21 protein-coding genes are annotated in these 21785 nt (G+C 38.5%); 19 read left to right on the top strand and 2 right to left on the bottom strand.

Going from position 1 to position 21785, the window contains the following annotated elements; translation table 11 throughout:
• The first annotated feature begins 9 nt into the window (after window positions 1-9).
• The 18 genes from ACMHXE_RS14330 to rfbA all read left to right on the top strand — a co-directional run bounded on the left by ACMHXE_RS14330 (window position 10) and on the right by rfbA (window position 18072).
• The gene (locus tag ACMHXE_RS14330) at window positions 10-954 is read left to right on the top strand and encodes a Gfo/Idh/MocA family protein (protein WP_413732606.1); all 945 of its coding nucleotides are present in this window, start codon (window positions 10-12) and stop codon (window positions 952-954) included.
• Between the two features lie 20 nt (window positions 955-974).
• Window positions 975-1565, top strand: coding sequence for an acyltransferase (locus tag ACMHXE_RS14335; RefSeq protein ID WP_413732608.1), 591 nt, complete (start codon window positions 975-977; stop codon window positions 1563-1565).
• Between the two features lie 8 nt (window positions 1566-1573).
• Window positions 1574-2650 (top strand): DegT/DnrJ/EryC1/StrS family aminotransferase, encoded by a 1077-nt coding sequence (locus ACMHXE_RS14340; RefSeq protein ID WP_413732610.1) that lies wholly within the window; start codon window positions 1574-1576, stop codon window positions 2648-2650.
• A 1-nt stretch (window position 2651) separates the two neighbouring features.
• Window positions 2652-3887: an oligosaccharide flippase family protein gene (locus ACMHXE_RS14345; RefSeq protein WP_413732638.1), complete on the top strand. Its 1236-nt coding sequence runs from the start codon at window positions 2652-2654 to the stop codon at window positions 3885-3887.
• Window positions 3884-5032 (top strand): glycosyltransferase, encoded by a 1149-nt coding sequence (locus ACMHXE_RS14350; RefSeq protein ID WP_413732612.1) that lies wholly within the window; start codon window positions 3884-3886, stop codon window positions 5030-5032. The genes ACMHXE_RS14345 and ACMHXE_RS14350 overlap by 4 nt, the downstream gene beginning before the upstream one ends.
• Before the next feature lies 1 nt (window position 5033).
• On the top strand, window positions 5034-6497 hold the full coding sequence (locus ACMHXE_RS14355) for an O-antigen polymerase (RefSeq protein WP_413732614.1): 1464 nt from the start codon (window positions 5034-5036) through the stop codon (window positions 6495-6497).
• 4 nt (window positions 6498-6501) lie between these two features.
• Window positions 6502-7632 (top strand): glycosyltransferase, encoded by a 1131-nt coding sequence (locus ACMHXE_RS14360; protein ID WP_413732616.1) that lies wholly within the window; start codon window positions 6502-6504, stop codon window positions 7630-7632.
• Window positions 7622-8260: a PIG-L deacetylase family protein gene (locus ACMHXE_RS14365; RefSeq protein ID WP_413732618.1), complete on the top strand. Its 639-nt coding sequence runs from the start codon at window positions 7622-7624 to the stop codon at window positions 8258-8260. The genes ACMHXE_RS14360 and ACMHXE_RS14365 overlap by 11 nt, the downstream gene beginning before the upstream one ends.
• A 7-nt stretch (window positions 8261-8267) precedes the next feature.
• Complete coding sequence (locus ACMHXE_RS14370; protein WP_413732620.1) at window positions 8268-9125, top strand: DapH/DapD/GlmU-related protein; 858 nt, start codon at window positions 8268-8270, stop codon at window positions 9123-9125.
• Between the two features lie 19 nt (window positions 9126-9144).
• Complete coding sequence (locus ACMHXE_RS14375) at window positions 9145-9354, top strand: acyl carrier protein (RefSeq protein ID WP_413732622.1); 210 nt, start codon at window positions 9145-9147, stop codon at window positions 9352-9354.
• 6 nt (window positions 9355-9360) lie between these two features.
• Complete coding sequence (locus ACMHXE_RS14380) at window positions 9361-10128, top strand: SDR family NAD(P)-dependent oxidoreductase (protein WP_413732624.1); 768 nt, start codon at window positions 9361-9363, stop codon at window positions 10126-10128.
• Window positions 10129-10138: 10 nt separating this feature from the next.
• Window positions 10139-11164, top strand: coding sequence for a 3-oxoacyl-ACP synthase III family protein (locus tag ACMHXE_RS14385; RefSeq protein ID WP_413732625.1), 1026 nt, complete (start codon window positions 10139-10141; stop codon window positions 11162-11164).
• Window positions 11165-11182: 18 nt separating this feature from the next.
• Window positions 11183-12418: a glycosyltransferase family 4 protein gene (locus ACMHXE_RS14390; protein WP_413732627.1), complete on the top strand. Its 1236-nt coding sequence runs from the start codon at window positions 11183-11185 to the stop codon at window positions 12416-12418.
• Window positions 12419-12426: 8 nt separating this feature from the next.
• Window positions 12427-13299, top strand: a complete 873-nt coding sequence (locus tag ACMHXE_RS14395; RefSeq protein ID WP_413732629.1) for an NAD-dependent epimerase/dehydratase family protein — start codon at window positions 12427-12429, stop codon at window positions 13297-13299.
• A gap of 6 nt (window positions 13300-13305) precedes the next feature.
• Window positions 13306-13854: a sugar transferase gene (locus ACMHXE_RS14400; protein ID WP_413732631.1), complete on the top strand. Its 549-nt coding sequence runs from the start codon at window positions 13306-13308 to the stop codon at window positions 13852-13854.
• Between the two features lie 328 nt (window positions 13855-14182).
• Window positions 14183-16129: a polysaccharide biosynthesis protein gene (locus ACMHXE_RS14405; RefSeq protein WP_413732633.1), complete on the top strand. Its 1947-nt coding sequence runs from the start codon at window positions 14183-14185 to the stop codon at window positions 16127-16129.
• Between the two features lie 63 nt (window positions 16130-16192).
• Entirely contained in the window at window positions 16193-17077 is an 885-nt protein-coding gene (gene galU, locus ACMHXE_RS14410) for a UTP--glucose-1-phosphate uridylyltransferase GalU (RefSeq protein ID WP_413732635.1), read from the top strand.
• Window positions 17078-17190: 113 nt separating this feature from the next.
• On the top strand, window positions 17191-18072 hold the full coding sequence (gene rfbA / locus ACMHXE_RS14415; protein ID WP_251767140.1) for a glucose-1-phosphate thymidylyltransferase RfbA: 882 nt from the start codon (window positions 17191-17193) through the stop codon (window positions 18070-18072).
• Between the two features lie 256 nt (window positions 18073-18328).
• On the opposite strand, the gene ACMHXE_RS14420 is transcribed toward rfbA, so the two are convergent.
• Entirely contained in the window at window positions 18329-19498 is a 1170-nt protein-coding gene (locus tag ACMHXE_RS14420) for a tyrosine-type recombinase/integrase (protein ID WP_187575434.1), read from the bottom strand.
• A 515-nt stretch (window positions 19499-20013) separates the two neighbouring features.
• The gene (locus ACMHXE_RS14425; RefSeq protein ID WP_335909177.1) at window positions 20014-20433 is read right to left on the bottom strand and encodes a hypothetical protein; all 420 of its coding nucleotides are present in this window, start codon (window positions 20431-20433) and stop codon (window positions 20014-20016) included.
• 220 nt (window positions 20434-20653) lie between these two features.
• Here ACMHXE_RS14425 and ACMHXE_RS14430 point away from each other — a divergent pair, with 220 nt between their 5' ends.
• Window positions 20654-21634, top strand: coding sequence for an IS5-like element ISEc68 family transposase (locus tag ACMHXE_RS14430; protein ID WP_000082736.1), 981 nt, complete (start codon window positions 20654-20656; stop codon window positions 21632-21634).
• Window positions 21635-21785 lie beyond the last annotated feature (151 nt).

Here is a 21785-nt window from a genome sequence, read left to right on the forward strand (position 1 = left end):
AACAAGATAATGAAAAAATTTGCTTTAATTGGAACTGCTGGATATATCGCTCCCCGTCATCTGAATGCTATCAAAGACACTGGCAATGATTTAGTTGTTGCAATGGATGTTAATGACTCTGTCGGCATTATGGATATGCATTTTCCAGAATCTGAGTTTTTTACTGAATTTGAAGATTTTGCCGCGTATGTAGAGGATGAAGCATTAAAAGGTAATAAGCTCGATTATATTTCCATTTGTACACCGAATTACTTGCATGCTCCGCAAATGAAGTTTGCATTGAAGAACGGCATAGATGTTATATGTGAAAAACCTTTGGTTTTAAGCTCAAAAGAGATTGATACATTAAAAATTTATGAAGAAAAATATGGCGCTAAGGTTAATAGTATTCTTCAATTACGCTTACACCCGTCGATTATTGCTTTACGTGAAAAGGTGAATCATAGTCCTTCAGATAAAATATTTGATGTTGAACTTACTTATATGACATCTCGGGGGAAGTGGTATTTAAAATCATGGAAAGGTGTTGATGAGAAATCTGGCGGGGTTGCAACAAACGTCGGTGTACATTTTTTTGATATGCTTCATTTTATTTTTGGAGATATAAAATTTAATGAAGTGCATTATAAAGATGAACAAACAGTTGCGGGGTACTTAGAGTATGAACGTGCACGTGTTAAGTGGTTCTTGTCAATCGATGCTAATAACCTACCTGAAAACGCTATTCAAGGCGAGAAGAAAACATATCGTAGTATTATGATTGGTGATGAAGAACTAGAATTTTCTGGTGGTTTCACTGATTTACACACACAAAGCTATGAGAATGTATTAGCTGGTAATGGTTATGGACTTGAAGAGAACCGAACTGCTATTGAGACCGTAGAAAAAATACGTGACCAAAAAGTGGTTGCGAATCCAGAGCACTATCACCCATTAATGTCTAAGTTAGTCTAATCATCTTGAGACCTACAAAAATGAATTATATGAAACACGAAACAGCGGTTATTGATGAAGGCGCCATCATTGGTAATGATTCAAGAGTATGGCATTGGGTACATGTATGTGGTGGTGCGAGAATTGGTAAAGAAGTTTCGTTGGGGCAAAATGTTTTTGTAGGAAACAAAGTTACCATTGGAGATAAGTGTAAAATTCAGAACAATGTATCCGTTTATGACAATGTTCACTTAGAAGATGGTGTGTTTTGTGGTCCTAGCATGGTGTTTACAAATGTATATAATCCGCGTTCACTTGTCGAAAGAAAAGATGAATACCGGGATACATTAGTAAAAAAAGGGGCGACGTTAGGTGCTAACTGCACTGTTGTTTGCGGCATTACAATTGGTGAGTTTGCATTTATTGGAGCGGGAACAGTTGTAAATAAGGATGTTAAACCCTATGCATTAATGGTGGGTGTACCTGCAAAACAGATTGGCTGGATGAGTGCATATGGAGAGAAACTAGATTTACCACTATGTGGAAATGCCAAAGCTATATGTCCACATACAAATGATATTTATACACTTAATGATGATTATCTTAGTCGCGAAAAATCACAACAAATTTGAGTACAAAAATGCATTTTATAGATCTTGAAGCTCAGTATTTTCACTTAAAAGAAAAAATCAACGGCCGTATACAAAAAGTCCTGGACCATGGTCAGTACATTATGGGGCCAGAAGTGCAGGAGCTAGAACTAAAACTAGCAGAATATGTAGGAGTAAAGCACGCTATTACTTGTGCAAATGGCACAGATGCTCTTACTTTGGCAATGATGGTATTAGGCATAAAAGAGGGAGATGCCGTTTTTTGCCCAACATTTACTTTTTTTGCCACAGCGGAAGTAATTGCTTACGAAGGTGCAACACCTGTATTTGTTGATTCGGATGGAGACACGTTTAATCTTTGCCCTATAGATCTTGAAAAGCGTATACAATCAACGATAAGTGAAGGCAAACTAACCCCAAAAGCGATTATAGCGGTAGATTTATTCGGTTTACCTGCAAATTACACCGAAATTGAAAAGATTGCTAAAAAATATAATCTTAAGTTAGTTGAGGATGCTGCACAAGGATTTGGTGGCTCAATTAGAGGTAAAAGGGCTGGAAGTTTTGGTGATATAGCCACTACAAGTTTTTTCCCAGCTAAACCATTAGGCTGTTATGGTGATGGCGGCGCAATATTTACTGATAATGATAGATATGCTGAATTAATAAAATCTTATCGAGTGCATGGTAAGGGCAATGATAAGTATGATAACGTACGAATCGGTATGAACTCTCGTTTAGATACTATTCAAGCTGCAATTTTACTTGAGAAACTCAAACAATTCCCGACAGAATTAAATGCAAGGAATTTATCAGCTCAGAAATATACTAGCGAACTCAAGAACAGTTATAAAACACCTAAAATTCCAGAAGGATATTTAAGTTCTTGGGCTCAATATACTATCCAAGTTGATAATCGTGATGATGTAATAAGTTCGTATAAAAAACAGGGGGTTCCTACCATGGTTTATTATGCGACATGCATGCATCAACAGACAGCTTTTAACTATCTAGGATATGCTGAAAATGACTTTCCAGTCGCAGAAAGGTTAGCGAAAATGGTATTGAGCTTACCAATGCATGGCTATTTGACTGAGGGTAAATAGAATTAGTTCATTTAAACGGAATGTATTAACACTTTTTTCTGGTACATTGCTAGCACAGGGGATCCCAATAGCCTTGTCTCCAGTATTGACAAGGCTATATAGTCCTACGGAATTTGGTGTTCTAGCGGTTTATTTAGCTGTTATTAGTCTTCTAAGTATTATTTTTACCGGGCGTTATGAGTTAGCTATTTTACTAGGTAAAAATGAAAGTAATGCAAAGTCAATATATTGCGGGGCAATGTATTTATCTATTTTAAGCTTTTTCGCTATTCTATCATTTTTTTCATATTTTAATTATGAAATAGCAAAAATGTTAAATGTGTCAGAGGTGGTTGTTTATATAATTCCCTTTGGTGCTTTACTTATAGCTATATACCAATTGACCTACTATTATTTGAATAGACAGTCACTATATAAAAGCATGTCTATAGCTAAGGTTGCTCAAAGTACATCAGCTGTCAGTGGGCAATTATCTTTAAATTATTTTACGGCTTACGGTCTGATTTGGGGAGAGGTTATTGGAAGGTTAGTTGGTGTTGGTTATCAATTAACTAAGGTTTTGCCCTTATTTAAATATTCCTCGAATTCAATTAGCTATAAAAAAATGTTGACTCAATTAAGAATAAGGAAAGATCATCCTAAATTTTTAATGTCTACTGCTTTATTGGAAACAGGTTCAAATCATGCTTTACCAATTGTGTTATCTTCTTTTTTTGGGGTGACATTACTAGGTTATTATAGTTTAGCAACTAGAACTTTAAGCGCCCCTATGGCTCTTATAGGTGCATCTGTAGGACAAGTGTTTTTTAAAGAGTTTTCAGTGATGAGTTCAAGCCGAGAGAGGTCTAAGTTACTTTTATTGGTATGGTCGAAATTATTTTTGCTTGGATTGGTTCCATTTTCTATATTATTCACTTTTGGCGAAGAACTATTTTCTATTGTATTTGGAGACCAATGGTCGATGGCTGGAGCAATAGCTTCGTCTTTGACCCCAATGTTATTTATAATGTTTGTTAGTTCTCCTACCAGTTCGTGTTATATAGTTTTGGGAATGAACAATCTCCTTATTAGATTTGGTATTATAACGCTATCATATCGTTTAATTTCACTGCTTATCGGCTTTTATTTTGACGACTTTTATTTAGTGTTAAATCTTTTGGTTATTTGTGAGGTCTCCAAGATATTAGTCTTTAACTTTATTGCTTTAAATAAACTTAAATCAAAGGATGTTAGATGAAAGTTTTAGTAATACCTAGCTGGTTTGTTAGTTCGTTCTCCCCTTTGTCAGGAATATTTTTTAAAGAACAATCAGAGGCTTTAGCTGAAGTTAAAGGTATAGATGTATCAATAATTTCGGTGAATAGAATATCATTTAAGAATATAACTAAATCTTGTCGTATTCCTAAATTTCGAGTGGAAAAATATAAAAAAAACTCAGTAACTTATAGAACAATAGAAATCCCTTCGTTACCCAAAATGCAAGCTTTTAATGATGAGGTAGCCTTTAGCTTGGGAAAAAAATTGTTTAAACAACATATAAAAGAAAATGACTTGCCGGATATCATTCATCTTCATTCATTTTTAAAAGGTCGTTTAGCTCTATGGATAAAAGAAAATTATAATATCCCATATGTTATTACTGAGCATAGTACTGGATTTGCAAGAGATTCATATTCAAGTAAAATGCTTAAATATGCCAATAAGGTATATAGGAACGCTGATTCGAGATTTGTGGTGAGTACCCCATTTAAGTGTTTAATGGAAAAAAAATTTAATCTTAAATTCGACGTATTACCCAATATCGTAGATACAAACTTCTTTAACTTAAAGAAAGATATTGAACCTAAAAGCTTTTCATTTTTGAATGTTGCATTTCTAGAACCTAAAAAAAATCATGAAATTTTGATTAAAGCATTTTGGAACGCTTTTAAAAATAATGATTCCGTTAGTTTAAACATCGCCGGCAATGGAACGCAATACTTTAATTTAAAAAAATTAGTCAGTGATCTTGGAGCTAGTGAACGTATAACTCTTTATGGAGAGGCAAATCGAGATCAAGTAAGATCACTTATGCATTCTTCATCTGTATTTGTTCTATCAAGTGAGTATGAAACATTTGGTGTTGTTCTCATAGAGGCATTAAGCACTGGAACACCAGTAGTTGCAACAAGATGTGGAGGGCCAGAAGATATTGTAAGCAAAAGTGTTGGGGTTCTATGTGATACCAATTCTAATTCGCTTGAGTCAGCACTTTTAGAGATATATACTAATTTTGAATTGTATAACAAGGAAGTTTTAAGAGAGTATGCTATAAAAAATTATTCTAAAGAAGTGGTCTCTAATCAACTAGTCAAAAAATACACATCGATTATTAAAAATTAGTATGGAATTACTATCAAAAATAAGTATTGCGATCAATCTTCAAAAGCTTTACTGGAGCCTATTCTTTGGCGTTTGTTTGACGATTTCTTCTATAGCTTTATTTGCAAACGAGAATGAATACACTTATTCATACGTTTTGATTTTTTGGTTGGTTTTTTCTATTTCTATTTTTTTATACAGTAGAAAAAATCTGTTTTTATTTGAACCAATGGTTTTGTTTTCATTTTTTTACTATTTCATTGCAATTGCTTGCCTGCACATGATAAAGACTGATTTCGTTACTAATATATATGTACAAGAAACAAGTTTTAATCGGCCCATTATAGAATTGTTTGAAAAAACACTGATGTTATATTTGGGGAGTTATCTGTTTGTTGTGATAGGCTATCTCATAGTAAATCGTAGGGGCCAATATCAACCGATAATATTTCCATATAAGAGTGAGGTTTCGCATCGTTTAATCTATATAGTGGTTTTTTTATTCTACTCTTCAGGACTTATTAACTTCATATACAATGTATATACCTTATCAGGCGGTAATGTAGTTAACTATATGGCAAGTATTTCTGTCAGAAGTTATCAATATGCAGATTCAGGTGGTACAGCTTTATTCTATAACTTAATGTATATAGCATGCTATCTTTGGTTTTATTGCGTAGTTTCAAAAAAGACTAGCTACTTTGAAAAAATATGCTTTGTTTTTTTTGTAATGTTAAGTGTATTTATAATGTCCAGTCAAGGTAGAATATTTCTAACGCTTGCTTACTGCTTAAGTTTCGTTGGTATAAAGTATGGTCTGCACTATCTCAAGTTTAATCATGTAAGCAATTTAAAGTTTTTTGGATTCGGTTTTTTTGTTTTATTTCTTGGTTTGTTATTTTACGTACTACGTGCAATAAGTAGTTTGAACGAAAATGCTATGCTAGATGCTTCAGTATTTTTTTACGTAAGTGAATTCTTTACAGTTGATATGCTCGGTTATTATGCTGTTGACAAAGGAAACATTCCAAATCCAGGTGTAGTGATGAAAATTATAGATTCGTGGGAGAATGATGTAGGATATTTATACGGAGAATCTATTGTTACTTGGGTTTTTAATGTTTTTCCATCGTTTATTAGACCGGAGCATTCTGTACCAAGCGTAATAATTAAGGATACATGGTACCAACATATTCAAGGTGGTAATTTGCCACCAACTGGACCTGGTGAAATGCTATCTAATTTTGGCTATTACGGTGCATTTTTAGGCATGGCTTATTTTGGTGCCTTATGTGCTTTCATGAATAATTTACTTAGGAAGTATAATAATTTTTGGTTCTTATGTATTTATATGCTTTTGTCCCTACAGTTTTTCGCACTGTATCCCAAAGTAGAGTTCGAAAATCTTAGGTTGTTTTTGCCTATTTTATTAATGCTAACAGTGCTATTGATTAGAAAGTCAACTAAAATTTTGAGACGAATTTAAATATATGCAAAAGTCAATATGTCATATCACAACAGTACACCCCCGTTATGATGGGAGAGTTTTTGAAAAGGAGTGCATAAGTCTTGTTCGTGAAGGTTTTGCGGTCTATTTAATAGTTGCAGATGGAAAAAATAATGAAGTAGTTGATGGTGTTAATATAATTGATGTTGGTAAAAGCAGATTTGGACGTTTTGGTAGGTTATTCTTTGGTTCCATTGGCTCACTTGTTTGTGCTATTAGGATAAAAGCAGATATTTACCATTTTCATGACCCAGAGTTAATCCCAAGTGGTCTAATTTTAAAAGTTATTGGGCGAAAGGTTGTTTATGATATACATGAAAATCTGCCCTTGCAAATTCTTCATAAACATTGGATTCCTAAATATTTTAGAACTTTTTTTTCAAAAATATTCTCAACGATAGAATTTGTTTTTTGTCGTTATTTTGATTCTTTGGTTGTTCCTCAACCATCTATGAAAACTTCTTATTGCTCAATAAATCCTAATACTGAACTCGTTGCAAACTTTGTTGACATATCTCGCATTAATGAAGATTTTACTATAAACGATAATAAGCCATTGGCAGTGAAAAGATTAGTTCACTTGGGGGCTCTAACAGAAGAACGGGGTATATTTAATATGCTCAATGTTATGTCTGAATTGGACTCTAGCTACTCCTTAACTTTGGCTGGCGTAATTAACAATCCTAAAACTAAAGAAAAATCTGAGGTACACAAAAGTTGGGATAAGGTTTCTTATAAAGGGATTTTAACAAAAGAGGAAGTTGAGGTGATTTATAGTGAGTCTAACCTCGGTCTAATTTTATATAACAACGTAGGTCAATACTATTTATCATATGCTATTAAGTTGTTTGAGTTTATGTCTAAAGGTATACCCGTTATTATGCCAAATTTTGGTGAATGGCCCAAATTTAATGAGCAGTATCAAGTAGGAATTTGTGTTGATGTTTCTAATCCAAAGGAAATAGCACAGAGGATAGAGCAATTATTATGTGACCCGGTTCGGATGAATAGATATAGCGTGAATGGCATAAATGCAATTAAAAATAAATTCAATTGGGATCTGGAAGTTAAAAAGTTAGTTGAAGTATATCGTGGGATTTTAAATGAAAATTGAATTTAAGAATGTTTTAGTGCTAGCACCACATACAGATGACGGTGAACTAGGGGCTGGTGGAATAATTTCAAAGTTAGTTGCTGAGGGGAGCAGTGTTTATTATGTTGCTTTTTCGGCGTGCGAAGAATCAGTTCCTGTAGGATTCCAGAAAGATGTGTTAAGGACAGAGGTTTTTGAGGCTACAGCCCAGCTTGGTTTAATAAAGGAGAATGTAAGGGTATTAAATTTTAGAGTTCGTCATTTTCCTGAAAAGCGACAGGAAATTCTAGAAAGCCTAATCAGCATCAGAAAGGAATGTGATTTTGATCTAGTTTTATTACCATCAACTCAGGATATTCATCAAGATCATAAAACCATTTCTGAAGAAGGGATAAGAGCGTTTAAGTCAACGAATATTTGGGGATATGAGTTAAACTGGAATCAACTTCAGACAAGTAACACTGGGTTTATTGTTTTAGACGAATCGCATGTGGCCTCCAAAGTTAATGCCATTAAAATGTATAAGTCACAATATGGTCGAGGGTATTGTAAAGATGATTATATTATCTCTTTGGCAAAAATTAGAGGCGCGCAGATTGGTCATGGATATGCAGAGTCGTTTGAAGTTATAAGAACCGTAATAAGGTGATTGTGAAATGTATGAATTAAAGCATTCTATTAAATTAGCTGAAATTTCTATATTCCTCGGCTTAGAATATAAAGGTGTCGGGAATGCTGTGATAGACAATGTATCTGGTCTGGATCAGATTGATAACGGGGTAATTAGTTTCACAAAATCGGACGAGCATTCGGTATCAGAAGGTGTTTTGATTGCTAGTTGTAAAAGTAACTCAAGTAACGTGCTTATCTCTAGCAATCCAAGGTTAGACTTTATAAGATGTTTATATTTTTTAAATGATAAAATAGGTTTTAAGGCTAGCAAGACGCCTCCAGTTATTCATGATTCAGTAGTTTTGGGTAATAACGTTGTTGTTGAAGATGATGTTATCATTGGCGAAAATTCTGTTATAGAACATAATGTAGTAATTAGAGCCGGTACGAGAATTGGTTCTAATTGCCTTATACGGGCTGGAGCTGTCATTGGTAGTGATGGTTTTGGGTTCGAGCGTTTAGGTGATGGTACCCCGATCAAATTTGTTCATTTGGGAGGCGTTGTTATCGGCAGCCATGTAGAAATCGGTGCAAATACCTGTATAGCTAAAGGTACTCTTGGGAATACAATTATTGAAGATAACGTTAAAATAGATAATCTGGTACATATCGCTCATAATTGCACTATTAAAAATGGTGCTTTTATAATTGCATGTTCAGAAATCAGTGGAGGAGTCATAATTGGTGAAAATGCTTGGATCGCACCTAACTCAAGCATAACGCATAAAGTCTCAATAGGAAAGGAAGCGCTTGTTGGTCTAGGAGCTGTAGTAACTAAAAGTGTTTCAGATAATAAAGTTGTAATGGGGAATCCCGCTCGAGTACTCAGAAGTACTAATTAAAATTTAATAGGATAATACAATGGATAATCAAAAGGTTTTAGATATTATTGCCGATATTATTGAGGTTGAAGACATTTCTACTGCGACAGTTTTAAATGAAGAATTATGGGATTCATTAGCCGTAATTTCTTTTTTATCTGAAATTAATAACAACTTTGACCTTGTTTTAGAACCGGAGACGGTATCTAGTGTGAAGTCAGTTCAAGAACTTTTAGATTTGGTAAAGTGAGTAATTATGTACTCTAATGATTTACTGGATGTCTCTGATAAACATATTTTAATTACTGGTGCTTCATCTGGTATAGGTAAAGCTACAGCTTTAATGCTTAGTCGGTTGGGCGCAGTTTTAACAATAACTGGACGAGACTCAAATCGACTAGCTCAGACCTTTGAATCTTTGTGTGGTCACGGGCATAATATGTTCGTTTCAGACCTTTCGAATGAAATTAGTTGTACAGAATTAATTAAATTGGCCATAAACACTAGTGGACCTTTAAATGGGCTGGTTCATTGTGCTGGTTTACATAAAACATTGCCAATTAAGAGTTTGCGCGAAAGTGACTTCGATGACATATTTAATGCGAATGTTAGAAGTTCCTTTTTTCTGGCTAAAGCTATAAGAAGTAAAGGTAATTATGTTCCACAGAGCACAAGCTTAATCTTTTTAAGTTCAGCAGCAGCTTCTTGTGGGCAGGCTGCTATTTCTACTTATTCTTCATCAAAATCGGCATTAGAAGGAATGTGTAGGTCTTTATCTGTCGAGTTTTCGAAAGTAGGAATCAGGGTTAATTGTATAGCCCCTGGTATTATTGAAACTGAAATGGTTGGTGGACTAAAAAAGCAATTATCAGAAGCTCAGTATGAAGATATAGTACGTTCGCATCCATTAGGAATAGGTAATCAGAATGATGTTAGTCATTCTGTTGTTTTTCTTTTGAGTAGTTTATCAACTTGGATAACAGGAACTGTTTTACATGTAGATGGCGGATATACCGCTAAATAATTGGAGTTTTATGAAAGCTTATATTTCTTGTATTTCTAGCTATTTACCATCTAGAACGCTAAGTAATGAACAATTATCTAATGATTATCCTGATTGGAGTATAAATAAAATATATTCAAAAACTGGTATAAGCAATAGGCATATAGCCTCTGATTCAGAAACTTGCTCAGATATGGCTGTTAAAGCTTGTGAAAATCTATTTTTAGAGAACTCAATAGATAAAGATAGTGTCGATTTTATTCTTTTGTGTACTCAGAGTCCCGATTATTTACTACCAACTACAGCATGTATAGTCCAGGAACGCTTAGGGTTGAATACCGGTATAGGTGCCTTGGACTTTAATCTTGGTTGCTCTGGCTATATATATGGGCTTAGTTTAGCTAAAGGTATAGTTGAAACCGGACAAGCAAAAAATGTTCTTTTAATTACTTCAGAAGCTTACTCAAAATACATCAATGAGTCAGACAAGAGTGTTAGAACTTTATTTGGTGATGGTGCGACTGCAACTTTAATTTCAGCTGAAAATACCCAGGGCTCACAATCAGACTTTATTGGACCTTTTGTTTTTGGAACTGATGGTTCCGGTGCGGAAAATTTAATAGTTCCTCATGGCGGTAGTAAGTTTCCAATAACAGAGGAGTCTTCAATTGCTGTAACTGATTCTAGTGGTAATCAACGTAGTCCAAAAAATTTATATATGAATGGCGGTGAAATTTTTACATTTACTCTTAAAACTGTTCCCGCAAGTGTAAATGCTTTGCTAGATAAGGCTAAAATGACCCTTGATGATGTTGATTATATCATTTTTCATCAGGCGAATAAGTTTATGTTGGATCAGCTCCGTAAAGCTTGCCGAATTGAAGAGAGCAAGTTTCTTACTTCCTATGAGAGTTTCGGTAATACAGTTTCTTCTACTATACCACTAGGCTTAATAGAAGCGAATAAGGCTAAGTTGTTTTTGAAAGGGCATAAAATTATGCTGATCGGATTTGGGGTTGGTTATTCTTGGGCAGGTACGATTATTACTCATGCTTAGAAGTATTTGAGGTATTTGATGTCCATATGGTATATACATCCTTATTCTGGTAGCCATTCCACTGGAATGTCCTACCGTCCTTACTATTTAGCGAAGAACTTTAATGATTTAGGTTATAAGACTACAATAATTTCCTCTCTTAATCATCATTTGTCAAGTTTTGACTCTGGGGCTATAGGAGTAAATAAGTTTGATGGCGTTGATTATTTTTTAGTGAAGACTCCTAAGTATAAAGGCAATGGTGTCGGGCGAATATTGAATATGCTTTCATTCGGTTACCGATTGTTTTTAAAAGACTTTTTTAACTTCGCTGAAAGTGAAAAACCAAAAGTAATTATAGCTTCGACAGCTCATCCATTTCATATTTTTGCTGCTTTTTTCTATGCAAAGAAATATAAGGCAAAGTTTATTTTAGAAGTGCGAGATTTATGGCCTTTAAGTTTACAAGAGTTGGTTGGTCTTTCTAAGTTTCACCCCCTTTGTATTTTGGTGAATCTATGTCAAAAATTTGGTTATCGTTACTGTGATATTTGTGTATCGCTTTTGTCTAACTCTAAAGAATTTTTAGTAGGTCAAGGGCTAAGTGAATATAAGTTTTTTTGCATACCAAATGGCTATCAAGTTGAAAATAAACAAAACGTTACATCAGATGATTCAAGCTACTACCCGAAAAATGAATTGGTACGTAGACTAAAAAAAATGGATTTTGTAATAGGTTATGCTGGGGCACTTGGCCTGCCAAATAACATGATGCCTCTATTGCAGGTGGCTAAACTAGTCAAGGAAAATGACAAATTTTCTTTAGGAGTTGTTATTGTTGGCGATGGTGGGGTTAAAAACTCGTTAGTTAAGTTTTGTCAGGAAAATAACTTGACCGATGTGCATTTTGTAGATCCTGTTCCTAAACTTTATGTTGAAAAGTTTTTGACTTTATGTGATTGTCTTTTTATTAATGCGTTGCCTAAAAAAATATATAAGTATGGAATTTCTCCGAATAAGATTTTCGATTACATGATGCTCAATAAGCCTATTCTAAATGGTCTTGATGCTCCATTTAACCCAATGGCGGAAGCTGGCGTGGAAGTGTTTTTTATGTCTAGTTCAGAATGTGATCTTTTAAATAAGATTGAGGATTTATTAACAATTAAAAAATCAAAGTCTTTAAAGTATGACTCTAAATCTTTAGTTGTGGAAAAGTATTCGTATGACGCTTTAGCTAGGTCATACATTAGGTTGTTTGAATCTAACCTTTAAGGTGAACTTTGAAAATATTATTAACAGGCGCATCTGGTTTTATTGGACGTAATTTGGTGTCGTTAAATCCTAGATTCTTTAGGCAGGTTCACCGAACCGGTTATTTAGATAGCGATAGTAATTTTTTTTACATAGATAGCTTAGATAAGGATACAAATTGGGAAGGTTGTTTTGAATCAATCGACGCTGTTATTCATTTAGCGGGGATCGCTCACAATTATGAAGCTCCTAATGAAATAATTTACGCTGTTAATTACCAAGGAGCTATAAATTTAGCAGTTTCAGCAGCAAAAAATTCAGTAAAGCGATTTGTTTATGTTAGTACTGCATCGCTTTCTTGTGCGAATCACGCAAAGAACCTAAATTATCAATCAAAGTTGAAGATGAAGGTAGAGAAGGAACTGTTAGAGATTGGAAGAACTACAGGTATGGAAATTGTGATAGTTAGACCTGCCTTAGTATACGGTGCCGAAGCTCCTGGAAATATTAATCTACTTTTAAAAGCTATTAAATTATTACCCTGTTTGCCATTTGGTTTGGTTAAAAACTCTAGAGATTTCATTTCAGTGCATAATCTTTGTGATTTACTGGTAGTTTGTGCTAAGCACCCATTAGCAGGAGGTCATGTCTTTACAGCAACCGATCTTTCTCCAATCTCTACTCGTAAATTTACCATGCTATTGTCAAAGTCATTGGGTATCCAAAGATATCAACTCCCTGTTCCGGTATGGTTATTAAAGGTTTTGTTTAGGGTTATCGGGAAATCTCGTCAATCTGAACTGCTAATTGGTGACTTTGTAGTAGATTCTTCAAAATTATTGGAAGTATTGAATTGGACACCGCCTTATACAATTGAAGAGTCAATGTTTTTAAATAAGTGAGCTACTATGATTCGTCTTATTGATTTTTTCGTAGCCTTTTTTGGCTTGTTGTTACTTTGGCCTGTATTAATGATCGTGACTATTATAGGCATGTTTGATACTGGGTCGCCGATTTTTGTGCAAACACGAGTGGGTAAAAATCAAAAACCGTTCAAACTAATTAAGTTTCGCACAATGTCTGTTGAAACTAAGTCAGTTGCTAGCCATCTTGCTAGTAATGCTTCAATTACTAAGCTTGGTGCTTTCCTGCGTAAGACAAAAATTGATGAGTTGCCACAGTTGATTAATGTGGTTAAAGGAGAAATGAGTTTAGTTGGACCACGTCCTAACTTGTTTAATCAAGAAGAGTTAATTAAAGAGCGAGATGCACTAGGTGTATATGATGTATTACCAGGCATAACTGGCTTAGCCCAAGTACAAAACATTGATATGTCTACACCTAAGTTATTAGCTGAGATTGATAAGCAGATGATCGATACCTTAAATATCAAAAACTATTTCAAGTATATATTGATGACAGTGACAGGTAGTGGTAGTGGTGATGCGGTAAAATAGTGCTATCTATTTGAAGAGATACTGTATTGCCGTGTTATTGCTACAATCTTGCCGATGCAAACTGTCTTAGTTTGCTATAATCGCACAATTCAGTATCTCATGATGTATTTTTAAATTCGGAATCGAAAAGCGATAGCTTCAAGTAGTCTATTCTCCAAGGGGAATTATTCGTTACTACTTGGAGTCTGTACGCTTCGTAACAAGCTTCGATGGTGATCCCTATGGCACCATAGATGTGATAACATGAGTGCCTTTGCTGTTGTATTGTGGTCGAGTCCCGTACTTTAAGATGTAGTACATTATGAACTTAAATTTTTTGGAGCGAAAAATGGATTTTTTGCAAAGCTTGTTTGGTTTGAAGCGCACGCATAAGCGTGTTGTTAGTCTTATCATTGATGCATTGTTTCTCAGTTTTGCGTTTTGGGCTGCATTGCTCGTGCGCATCGATGACATTACAGTGCTGGCTAATACCCATTATTGGCTGCTACTTTTTATCGTAGTTCCTCTTAGCTTACTGGGTTTTGCAAAACTTGGGTTATATCGTGCTGTATTGCGTTACATGGGCTTGCAGGCTCTTACGGCCATCGGTGTCGGTGTGATGCTCTCAACCATCATGTTGGTGCTTTTTGCCTTTTATATTGACGCGCAACTGCCGCGAACCGTACCAATAATTTATGCTGCATTTTCATTAGTGTTTATCGGTGGCACCAGGGCAATAGTGCGCTCTATGGTGGGGTCTGGCATGAAGCGTGTTGGGGAACCCGTCATTATTTATGGTGCGGGTGTCAGTGGCAGACAATTGTTAACTGCTCTGGTACAAAGCCATGAATATTACCCGTTTGCATTTGTTGATGACGATGAAACGCTTCACGGCACAGTTATCCAAGGGGTTCATGTTCATTCTCCTTCTATCATTCGCAAGTTAATCAAGCAAAAAGCGGCGACCAAAATCTTACTCGCTATTCCAAGTGCGTCTCGCTCTCGTCGCCAGGCTATTCTGGAGCAGTTAGAGTCGTTAGCCGTACAAGTGCTGACCTTGCCAGCCATGGCGGATTTGGTCAGTGGCAATAAGCTTTATAGCGATATTAAAGAAGTTGAAATCGATGATTTGCTCGGGCGCGATTGTGTTACACCTAGAGCTGATCTGTTGGCAGCCAATATTCGTAACAAAGTGGTGATGGTGACCGGCGCCGGCGGGTCAATCGGCTCCGAGTTATGCAGGCAGATTTTAAAGCAGTCACCTAAGAAATTGGTGTTGTTTGAATTGTCTGAGTTCGGACTTTATTCCATTGAACGCGAACTTAATGCCATGGCAAAAGAGTTATCTCTTGATGTAAAGATTTATCCCATGATGGGATCTGTACAGCGAGAGAATCGTGTTCAAGCTGTGATGGAAGCTTTCGAGGTTCAAACGGTTTATCATGCTGCAGCCTATAAGCATGTCCCCCTTGTCGAGCATAACGTTGTTGAAGGTGTGCGTAACAACGTGTTTGGTACTTTATATACTGCTCGCGCCGCCATTGCAGCAAATGTTGACACATTTGTGTTAGTCAGTACTGATAAGGCTGTTAGGCCAACGAATGTGATGGGAACAACGAAGCGCATGGCGGAGTTAGTCCTTCAAGCATTAGCAGATAAAGGAAGTGCTACTCGTTTTTGTATGGTTCGATTTGGTAATGTTTTGGGCTCTTCCGGGTCTGTTGTGCCGCTATTCAGAAAGCAGATAGCAAATGGTGGCCCTGTTACTGTAACGCATCCCGAAATTACCCGTTTCTTTATGACCATACCTGAAGCTTCTCAGTTGGTAATTCAAGCTGGTGCTATGGGCAAAGGCGGGGATGTCTTTGTGCTCGATATGGGCAAGTCAGTGAAGATCGTTGATTTGGCAGCTAAGATGATTCGTCTGAGTGGTTTTGAAGTCAAAGATGATAATCATCCTGACGGTGATATAGCCATTGAGTTTTCAGGTTTGCGTCCAGGTGAGAAGCTCTATGAAGAGTTACTGATTGGCGACGACGTTACCGGTACTGAGCATGAACACATCATGACGGCCAATGAGGCCTTTTTAAATTGGGCTGAGCTTGAAGCGATCTTGGCGCGTTTAGATAAAGCTTGTCATGAATTCCAGCATGAAGTGATAAGGGATATTCTTCTTTCTACGCCAACAGGGTTTAGTCCAACTGACGGTATTTGTGATTTAGTCTGGTTACAGAAAAATCAAGATAGTAAGAACAACGGCATTAAGGACAATAAAGTCATTCCTTTGGTGTCTTAATTTTGCTCTTAGTCCAATAAAACTCCTCTTTATTTGGGGAGTTTTCTTTTTTGAGTATTTTTTATGAAAGTTGTTATTCCCGTAGCGGGACTTGGCACCCGTATGCTTCCTGCGACCAAGGCTATCCCGAAAGAGATGTTGCCGCTTGTTGATAAACCGCTTATTCAATACATAGTGAATGAGTGCGTTGCAGCCGGTGTGAAAGAGATAGTGTTGGTGACTCACGCCAGTAAAAACGCTATCGAAAATCACTTTGATACCTCATACGAGCTTGAGTCGACGCTCGAGAAGCGTGTAAAGCGTCAGCTGCTTGATGAGGTGCAATCGATTTGCCCTAAAGACGTGACCATTATGCATGTTCGTCAGGGCGAGGCTAAGGGGCTTGGTCATGCAGTGCTTTGTGCTAAACCTTGTATAGGCAACAATCCGTTCGCAGTCGTTTTGCCCGATGTGATCTTAGATGACTATAGTGCCGATCAAAGCTCCGAAAACCTGGCTGCGATGATTAAACATTATAAAGCGACTCAAGCTAGCCAAATCATGGTAGCGCCAGTGGCTCTAGATGAAGTAAACAAATACGGGATTGCCGATTGTGGTGGCGTAGATATCGCACCTGGTGAATCATCAGTCATTAAGGCTATGGTCGAAAAGCCAGCCATTGGTGAAGCCCCATCTAATCTTGCTGTTGTAGGTCGTTACGTTTTGTCTGAAAAAATCTGGGACTTGCTGGCTAAAACCCCCGCTGGTGCAGGGGATGAGATCCAATTGACAGACGCGATTGATATGCTTATTGAATCTGACACTGTCGAAGCCTTCAATATGACAGGTAAGTCTCATGATTGTGGCGACAAACTTGGTTATATGACGGCTTTTGTTGAGTATGGCCTGCGTAATGAAAAGCTGGGTAAAGAGTTTCGTCATCAGTTAGAGAACTTGCTCGGACAATAATCTAGGTCCGAATTTTAATGCCCACTTTGGCTTGTCGAAGTGGGCATTTTTCATTTCAGGGTAATGTATTATCTAATGAGAGCTTTAAGCTAAGACTAAATGAGAGCGATATAGTGAAAGGTATTTTATTAGCCGGTGGTACTGGCACGCGGTTATATCCCATCACACGTGGCGTATCTAAGCAGCTGCTACCTGTGTATGACAAGCCGATGATCTATTATCCGCTTTCTGTTCTTATGCTGGCGGGGATCCGCGATATTTTGATCATCACGACCCCTGATGAACAGATGTTGTTTCAGCGCTTACTCGGTGATGGTAGTGATTTTGGTATTTCGCTTGCCTATCAAGTACAGCCAAAACCTGAAGGGATCGCACAGGCCTTTATCATTGCTGAGGAGTTTATTGGTACCGACAGCGTGTGTTTGGTGCTGGGAGATAACGTTTTTTATGGGCAGGGTTTCAGTCTCACGCTGAAACAGACTGTAGCTGAACTCAGCAATGCAGATTCGGTAGGGGCGACTATCTTTGCCTATCAGGTCGACCAAGCAGAAAGATTTGGCGTGGTGGAGTTTGATGCTGATTTCACCCCCTTGGCAATCGATGAAAAGCCAGTTTTACCAAAATCTAACTGGGCGGTCACCGGACTCTATTTTTATGACAATCAAGTCGTCGACATCGCTAAAGGATTAACGCCCTCAAAACGTGGTGAGCTTGAAGTCACGGAAATTAATCAATCCTATTTAAAGCGCGGTGAACTTAAAGTCGAATTATTGGGACGTGGTTTTGCTTGGCTAGATACCGGTACGTTCGACAGTCTGCAGCAGGCTTCATCTTTTGTTCAAACCATAGAAACTGTGCAGGGTCTAAAAGTGGCTTGTCTTGAAGAGATAGCCTGGCGTAATGGCTGGCTGACCAATGAGGATATTCATCGTCTTGCCAAGCCTATGCTGAAAAACAGCTATGGTCAGTACTTACTTTCACTGGTGACCCCATAGGGCTTAGTAAAGGAAAGCTGTGCTAGGTTTGTATTAGTCATGAGGGAGCTGAGAAAGCGACTGGCTAAGACTGCTGACAATGGATATTAGTGCTTGCTTCAATGTTTTGCATAGGACTCGTTGAACAGTCAGCTTTGTCGGTTGCGCCACCCAAGTACAAGCCACTCATTTAGTGTTCGGTGGGAGAGGGGAACCAACTGGAACAATTGCCCACTCAATTTCAGTGAGCAATTGAATAAACCAGTTGATTGCGGATTTACGACGCGACGGCTTCTGAGCTCATGAGTTGATCAAAAGCGTTGCCGTCATTGCGAGACGCATTTACGACATAAGGGGCGTAGACGTCAAACAGTAACCGTGTATCACTGTGGCCCAGCAGCTGCGATATGTAGAGTGGATTTTCAAGGGCAGCGATATGTAATACCGCAGCCGTATGACGGGTTTCATAGGGGCGGCGCTTTTTTAACCCCGCGCTTTTCAATGTCGGGTACCATAATTTTCGACTGACATAGTGGGTTTGCAGTGGTGTACCTGAAGGCCCTGTGAACACAAAATTACTGCCTGAGCGATTGGCAGCTTTGATCCGCTTAAATGCATCATACACAGTGTCGCACATTTTCAGATCTCGACGAGATTTCGGTGTTTTCACATCACATACCACCCCGTTGACCCAGTTTTGTCGAATACGGATCAATCGGTGCTCAAAATCGATATGTTCCCATTCCAATCCATGCACCTCACAGCTTCGCATTCCAGTCCAAAACCGAATAATGAAATAGTCTTTCCACTGTTTAGGAACCACAGAAAGAAAGCAGCGCACTTCGGCAATGGTCATGGGGTAAGACTCTGCTTTTTCTTCTTTCAAGGAGCGGTAACGCCTCAGTGGGTAATCAAACTTAAACTCTTCAGATGCTAGGCTGGTAATGGCGATGAGTGGCCACAGAATGTTATTCACGCGGCGATTGGAGAGTTGCCTGGTACCATCTTCCTTCTTTATATCCAGTAATTTCTGACGAAAGAAATCAATTTGAGTCAGACTGACTTCATTGACTAAGGTATTGCCAAACTCTGGGATGAGATATTTTGTCAGCGCTTTCCGAACACTGCCTTGATAACTTTCTTTCCACTTGGCCTTTTGGCGTTCAAACCATTGGTTGGCGTAGTTATCAAAGAAAGGGTACTGACGGTCGGGATGTCGCGTCCGTTGCAGTTGTTCAAACAGAGCGACTTTTTTACTGTTGGGGAAGTAGTCTCGGTACTGAAAGCTACCTAAGTCTATCTCAGCATTCATCTGCTTTAGGGTGGCTTTAGCGCTGGCCAAGTTTTTTGGGGTGGCCATCATTTTAGTGCCTTCACGAAAGCGTTGGCCGTAGAGGTGTAGGTCGAACTGAATACGCCCATTAGGGCGAATACGAATATGAGCCATAATCGTCTCCATCAAATAGATCTGTCCCTATCCGATGGAATTCGTTAAGATCTCGCCATCGGCTGGGGTGAGGTTAATAGTCTTCTGCAGCCGGTACGGGGCAGGGTGGTTGCCGCCATCCTGTCCCAACTGCTTCTTTATCAGGTTAACCGGGTTATGAAAACCCGCAACTGCACCTGAAACGCCTCATTTCCCAATAGTCCGCACATTGCAAGTATTGGTTAAAAAGACAGCTTTCAATATATCAAATACTGGTTGTTTGTCCAGTAGTTTCTGCTTGAATTAATCACTTAATAATGACTTTTCTAATACCGAAACGGTGCGATAGATCAGCGCTTGAAAATAAGCCTAAGCAAACACCCTTCGATGACTTCAGTACTGTCTTGCAGACCCTAACAGAAGCGATCAAGTGCCACTTACCCTCAATCATGACCCTATCGCTGCTGCAATTTAAAGCAACGAAGGGATGACGTTTCATTTCTGAGCGGTAAACGCTGATCAACTAGCATCTGATTTTATTCTTGCTTGTGCAGTACACTCGCTGGTAAACCGTATACCGCAATCACATCCAATACTTTAAGGGAGTATTTGGTTTCATATACTGCCCTACCCATCAGTTTGCCGTACATGGTGTCAGCCTCATTGGAAGATAAGCCGCTTTTTGAAAAGTCGAAGTTATTGATGGGCATTTGTCTTATTTGTTCGATATAAAGCTGGTCTATCACTTTTTGGCTTTCACTGCGTAGGTCCTCTTTTTTATAACCCCAGCTTTCTTTTGCTATCACGCCAACGGGAAGGTTGGATAGGTCGTATATTTTTCTATCTCTAAGAAAGATCTCTGCTTGTTTCAATTTATAATCGCGGTGTTCATAGTTGAGTGGTATAGCACCGTTCATGAGAGAGTTCGCTAAAAAGACTGTGGCTAGACTGAGCATGGTAGGATCCTTTTGAGTTGATAAAGATTGCGATTTCAATCATAGAGGCAAGTCAAGATCCGGCAACTGTGTGGAAAGTCAAACGGGTAGAGCTCCCTTTATGCTGTTAGGTTGGGAGGATAGGTCAGGGGTAATCCAATCCCCTCTATTAAGGAAGGTGCGAATAAGTCCGAGATGTGAGATCATCGTGTTGTAACCTGAACCCAGAATGAGTAACCGGATGAGCCAGCAACTGACTTTTGCCGACAGTGAGTTTTCCAGTAAACGCCGCCAGACCCGCAAAGAAGTTTTCCTTGGCAGAATGGATGACTTGCTTCCCTGGGACAAATTACTTGGCGTTATCGAGCCTGTGTATCCCAAGGCCGGTAATGGTCGCAGGCCCTATCCGCTGGAAACCATGCTGCGTATTCACTGCATGCAGCAATGGTACAACCTGAGCGATGAGGCCATGGAAGATGCCCTCTATGAAATCGCCTCCATGCGCCAATTTGCTCGCCTGTCACTGGATAAAGCCATTCCAGACCGCACTACCATCATGAATTTCCGGCATTTGCTGGAGCAGCATGAACTGGCCCGCAAAATCTTCAGTACCGTTAATCACTGGCTAGCAGAGTGTGGCGTTCTAATGACCCAGGGCACCTTGGTGGATGCCACCATCATTCAAGCCCCCAGCTCTACCAAAAACAAACACAACAGCCGTGATGAAGACATGCACCAGACCAAGAAAGGTAACCAGTGGTACTTCGGCATGAAAGCGCACATTGGCGTGGACGCCAAAAGTGGCCTGACCCACAGTCTGGTGACCACGGCGGCTAACGAGCACGACCTCAATCAGGTTGGCAAGTTACTGCATGGCGATGAAGAGTTTATCTCAGCCGATGCTGGTTATCAGGGGGCCGAAAAGCGCGATGAGCTCAGCGATGTCAGCGCAGACTGGCTTATCGCCAAGCGTCCCGGCAAAGTGAATGCATTGAAGCAACACCCGCGCAAGAACAAGCTGGCCATCCGTTACGAATACCTGAAAGCGAGTATCCGAGCGAAGGTTGAGCATCCATTTCGGATAGTAAAATGTCAGTTTGGTTTCGTCAAAGCCAGGTACAAAGGGCTGGCTAAAAATGACAGTCAACTGGCGATGTTATTCACCCTGGCGAACCTGGTTCGAGTTGACCAATTGATACGGGCACAGGCGAGATCTACCTGAAATGAGGAAATTGGCCTGAAACAGGGCCAAAATCAGCCACGAAGAGACGATTTTGGGCTGAAAATTGGAAAATTGAGCCACAGGACGTCGATAAAGGACGGTTTGGGGCGTCATATCGGGAGCTGCGGACCACTTAATCGCAGCTTCCCTA

Source organism: Shewanella sp. BJSY2023SW007, from assembly GCF_047314525.1.
Lineage (GTDB): Bacteria > Pseudomonadota > Gammaproteobacteria > Enterobacterales > Shewanellaceae > Shewanella > Shewanella chilikensis.

Bases quoted from the DNA above. Each gene is read 5' to 3' on its own strand.
- ACMHXE_RS14360 (WP_413732616.1), top strand. From the start codon at position 6,502: ATGCAAAAGTCAATATGTCATATCACAACAGTACACCCCCGTTATGAT.
- ACMHXE_RS14420 (WP_187575434.1), bottom strand. From the start codon at position 19,498: ATGGCTCATATTCGTATTCGCCCTAATGGGCGTATTCAGTTCGACCTA.
- galU (WP_413732635.1), top strand. From the start codon at position 16,193: ATGAAAGTTGTTATTCCCGTAGCGGGACTTGGCACCCGTATGCTTCCT.
- ACMHXE_RS14365 (WP_413732618.1), top strand. From the start codon at position 7,622: ATGAAAATTGAATTTAAGAATGTTTTAGTGCTAGCACCACATACAGAT.
- ACMHXE_RS14355 (WP_413732614.1), top strand. From the start codon at position 5,034: ATGGAATTACTATCAAAAATAAGTATTGCGATCAATCTTCAAAAGCTT.
- ACMHXE_RS14380 (WP_413732624.1), top strand. From the start codon at position 9,361: ATGTACTCTAATGATTTACTGGATGTCTCTGATAAACATATTTTAATT.
- ACMHXE_RS14340 (WP_413732610.1), top strand. From the start codon at position 1,574: ATGCATTTTATAGATCTTGAAGCTCAGTATTTTCACTTAAAAGAAAAA.
- ACMHXE_RS14330 (WP_413732606.1), top strand. From the start codon at position 10: ATGAAAAAATTTGCTTTAATTGGAACTGCTGGATATATCGCTCCCCGT.
- ACMHXE_RS14335 (WP_413732608.1), top strand. From the start codon at position 975: ATGAATTATATGAAACACGAAACAGCGGTTATTGATGAAGGCGCCATC.
- ACMHXE_RS14425 (WP_335909177.1), bottom strand. From the start codon at position 20,433: ATGCTCAGTCTAGCCACAGTCTTTTTAGCGAACTCTCTCATGAACGGT.
- ACMHXE_RS14375 (WP_413732622.1), top strand. From the start codon at position 9,145: ATGGATAATCAAAAGGTTTTAGATATTATTGCCGATATTATTGAGGTT.
- ACMHXE_RS14430 (WP_000082736.1), top strand. From the start codon at position 20,654: ATGAGCCAGCAACTGACTTTTGCCGACAGTGAGTTTTCCAGTAAACGC.
- ACMHXE_RS14370 (WP_413732620.1), top strand. From the start codon at position 8,268: ATGTATGAATTAAAGCATTCTATTAAATTAGCTGAAATTTCTATATTC.
- ACMHXE_RS14385 (WP_413732625.1), top strand. From the start codon at position 10,139: ATGAAAGCTTATATTTCTTGTATTTCTAGCTATTTACCATCTAGAACG.
- ACMHXE_RS14350 (WP_413732612.1), top strand. From the start codon at position 3,884: ATGAAAGTTTTAGTAATACCTAGCTGGTTTGTTAGTTCGTTCTCCCCT.
- ACMHXE_RS14390 (WP_413732627.1), top strand. From the start codon at position 11,183: ATGTCCATATGGTATATACATCCTTATTCTGGTAGCCATTCCACTGGA.
- ACMHXE_RS14400 (WP_413732631.1), top strand. From the start codon at position 13,306: ATGATTCGTCTTATTGATTTTTTCGTAGCCTTTTTTGGCTTGTTGTTA.
- ACMHXE_RS14405 (WP_413732633.1), top strand. From the start codon at position 14,183: ATGGATTTTTTGCAAAGCTTGTTTGGTTTGAAGCGCACGCATAAGCGT.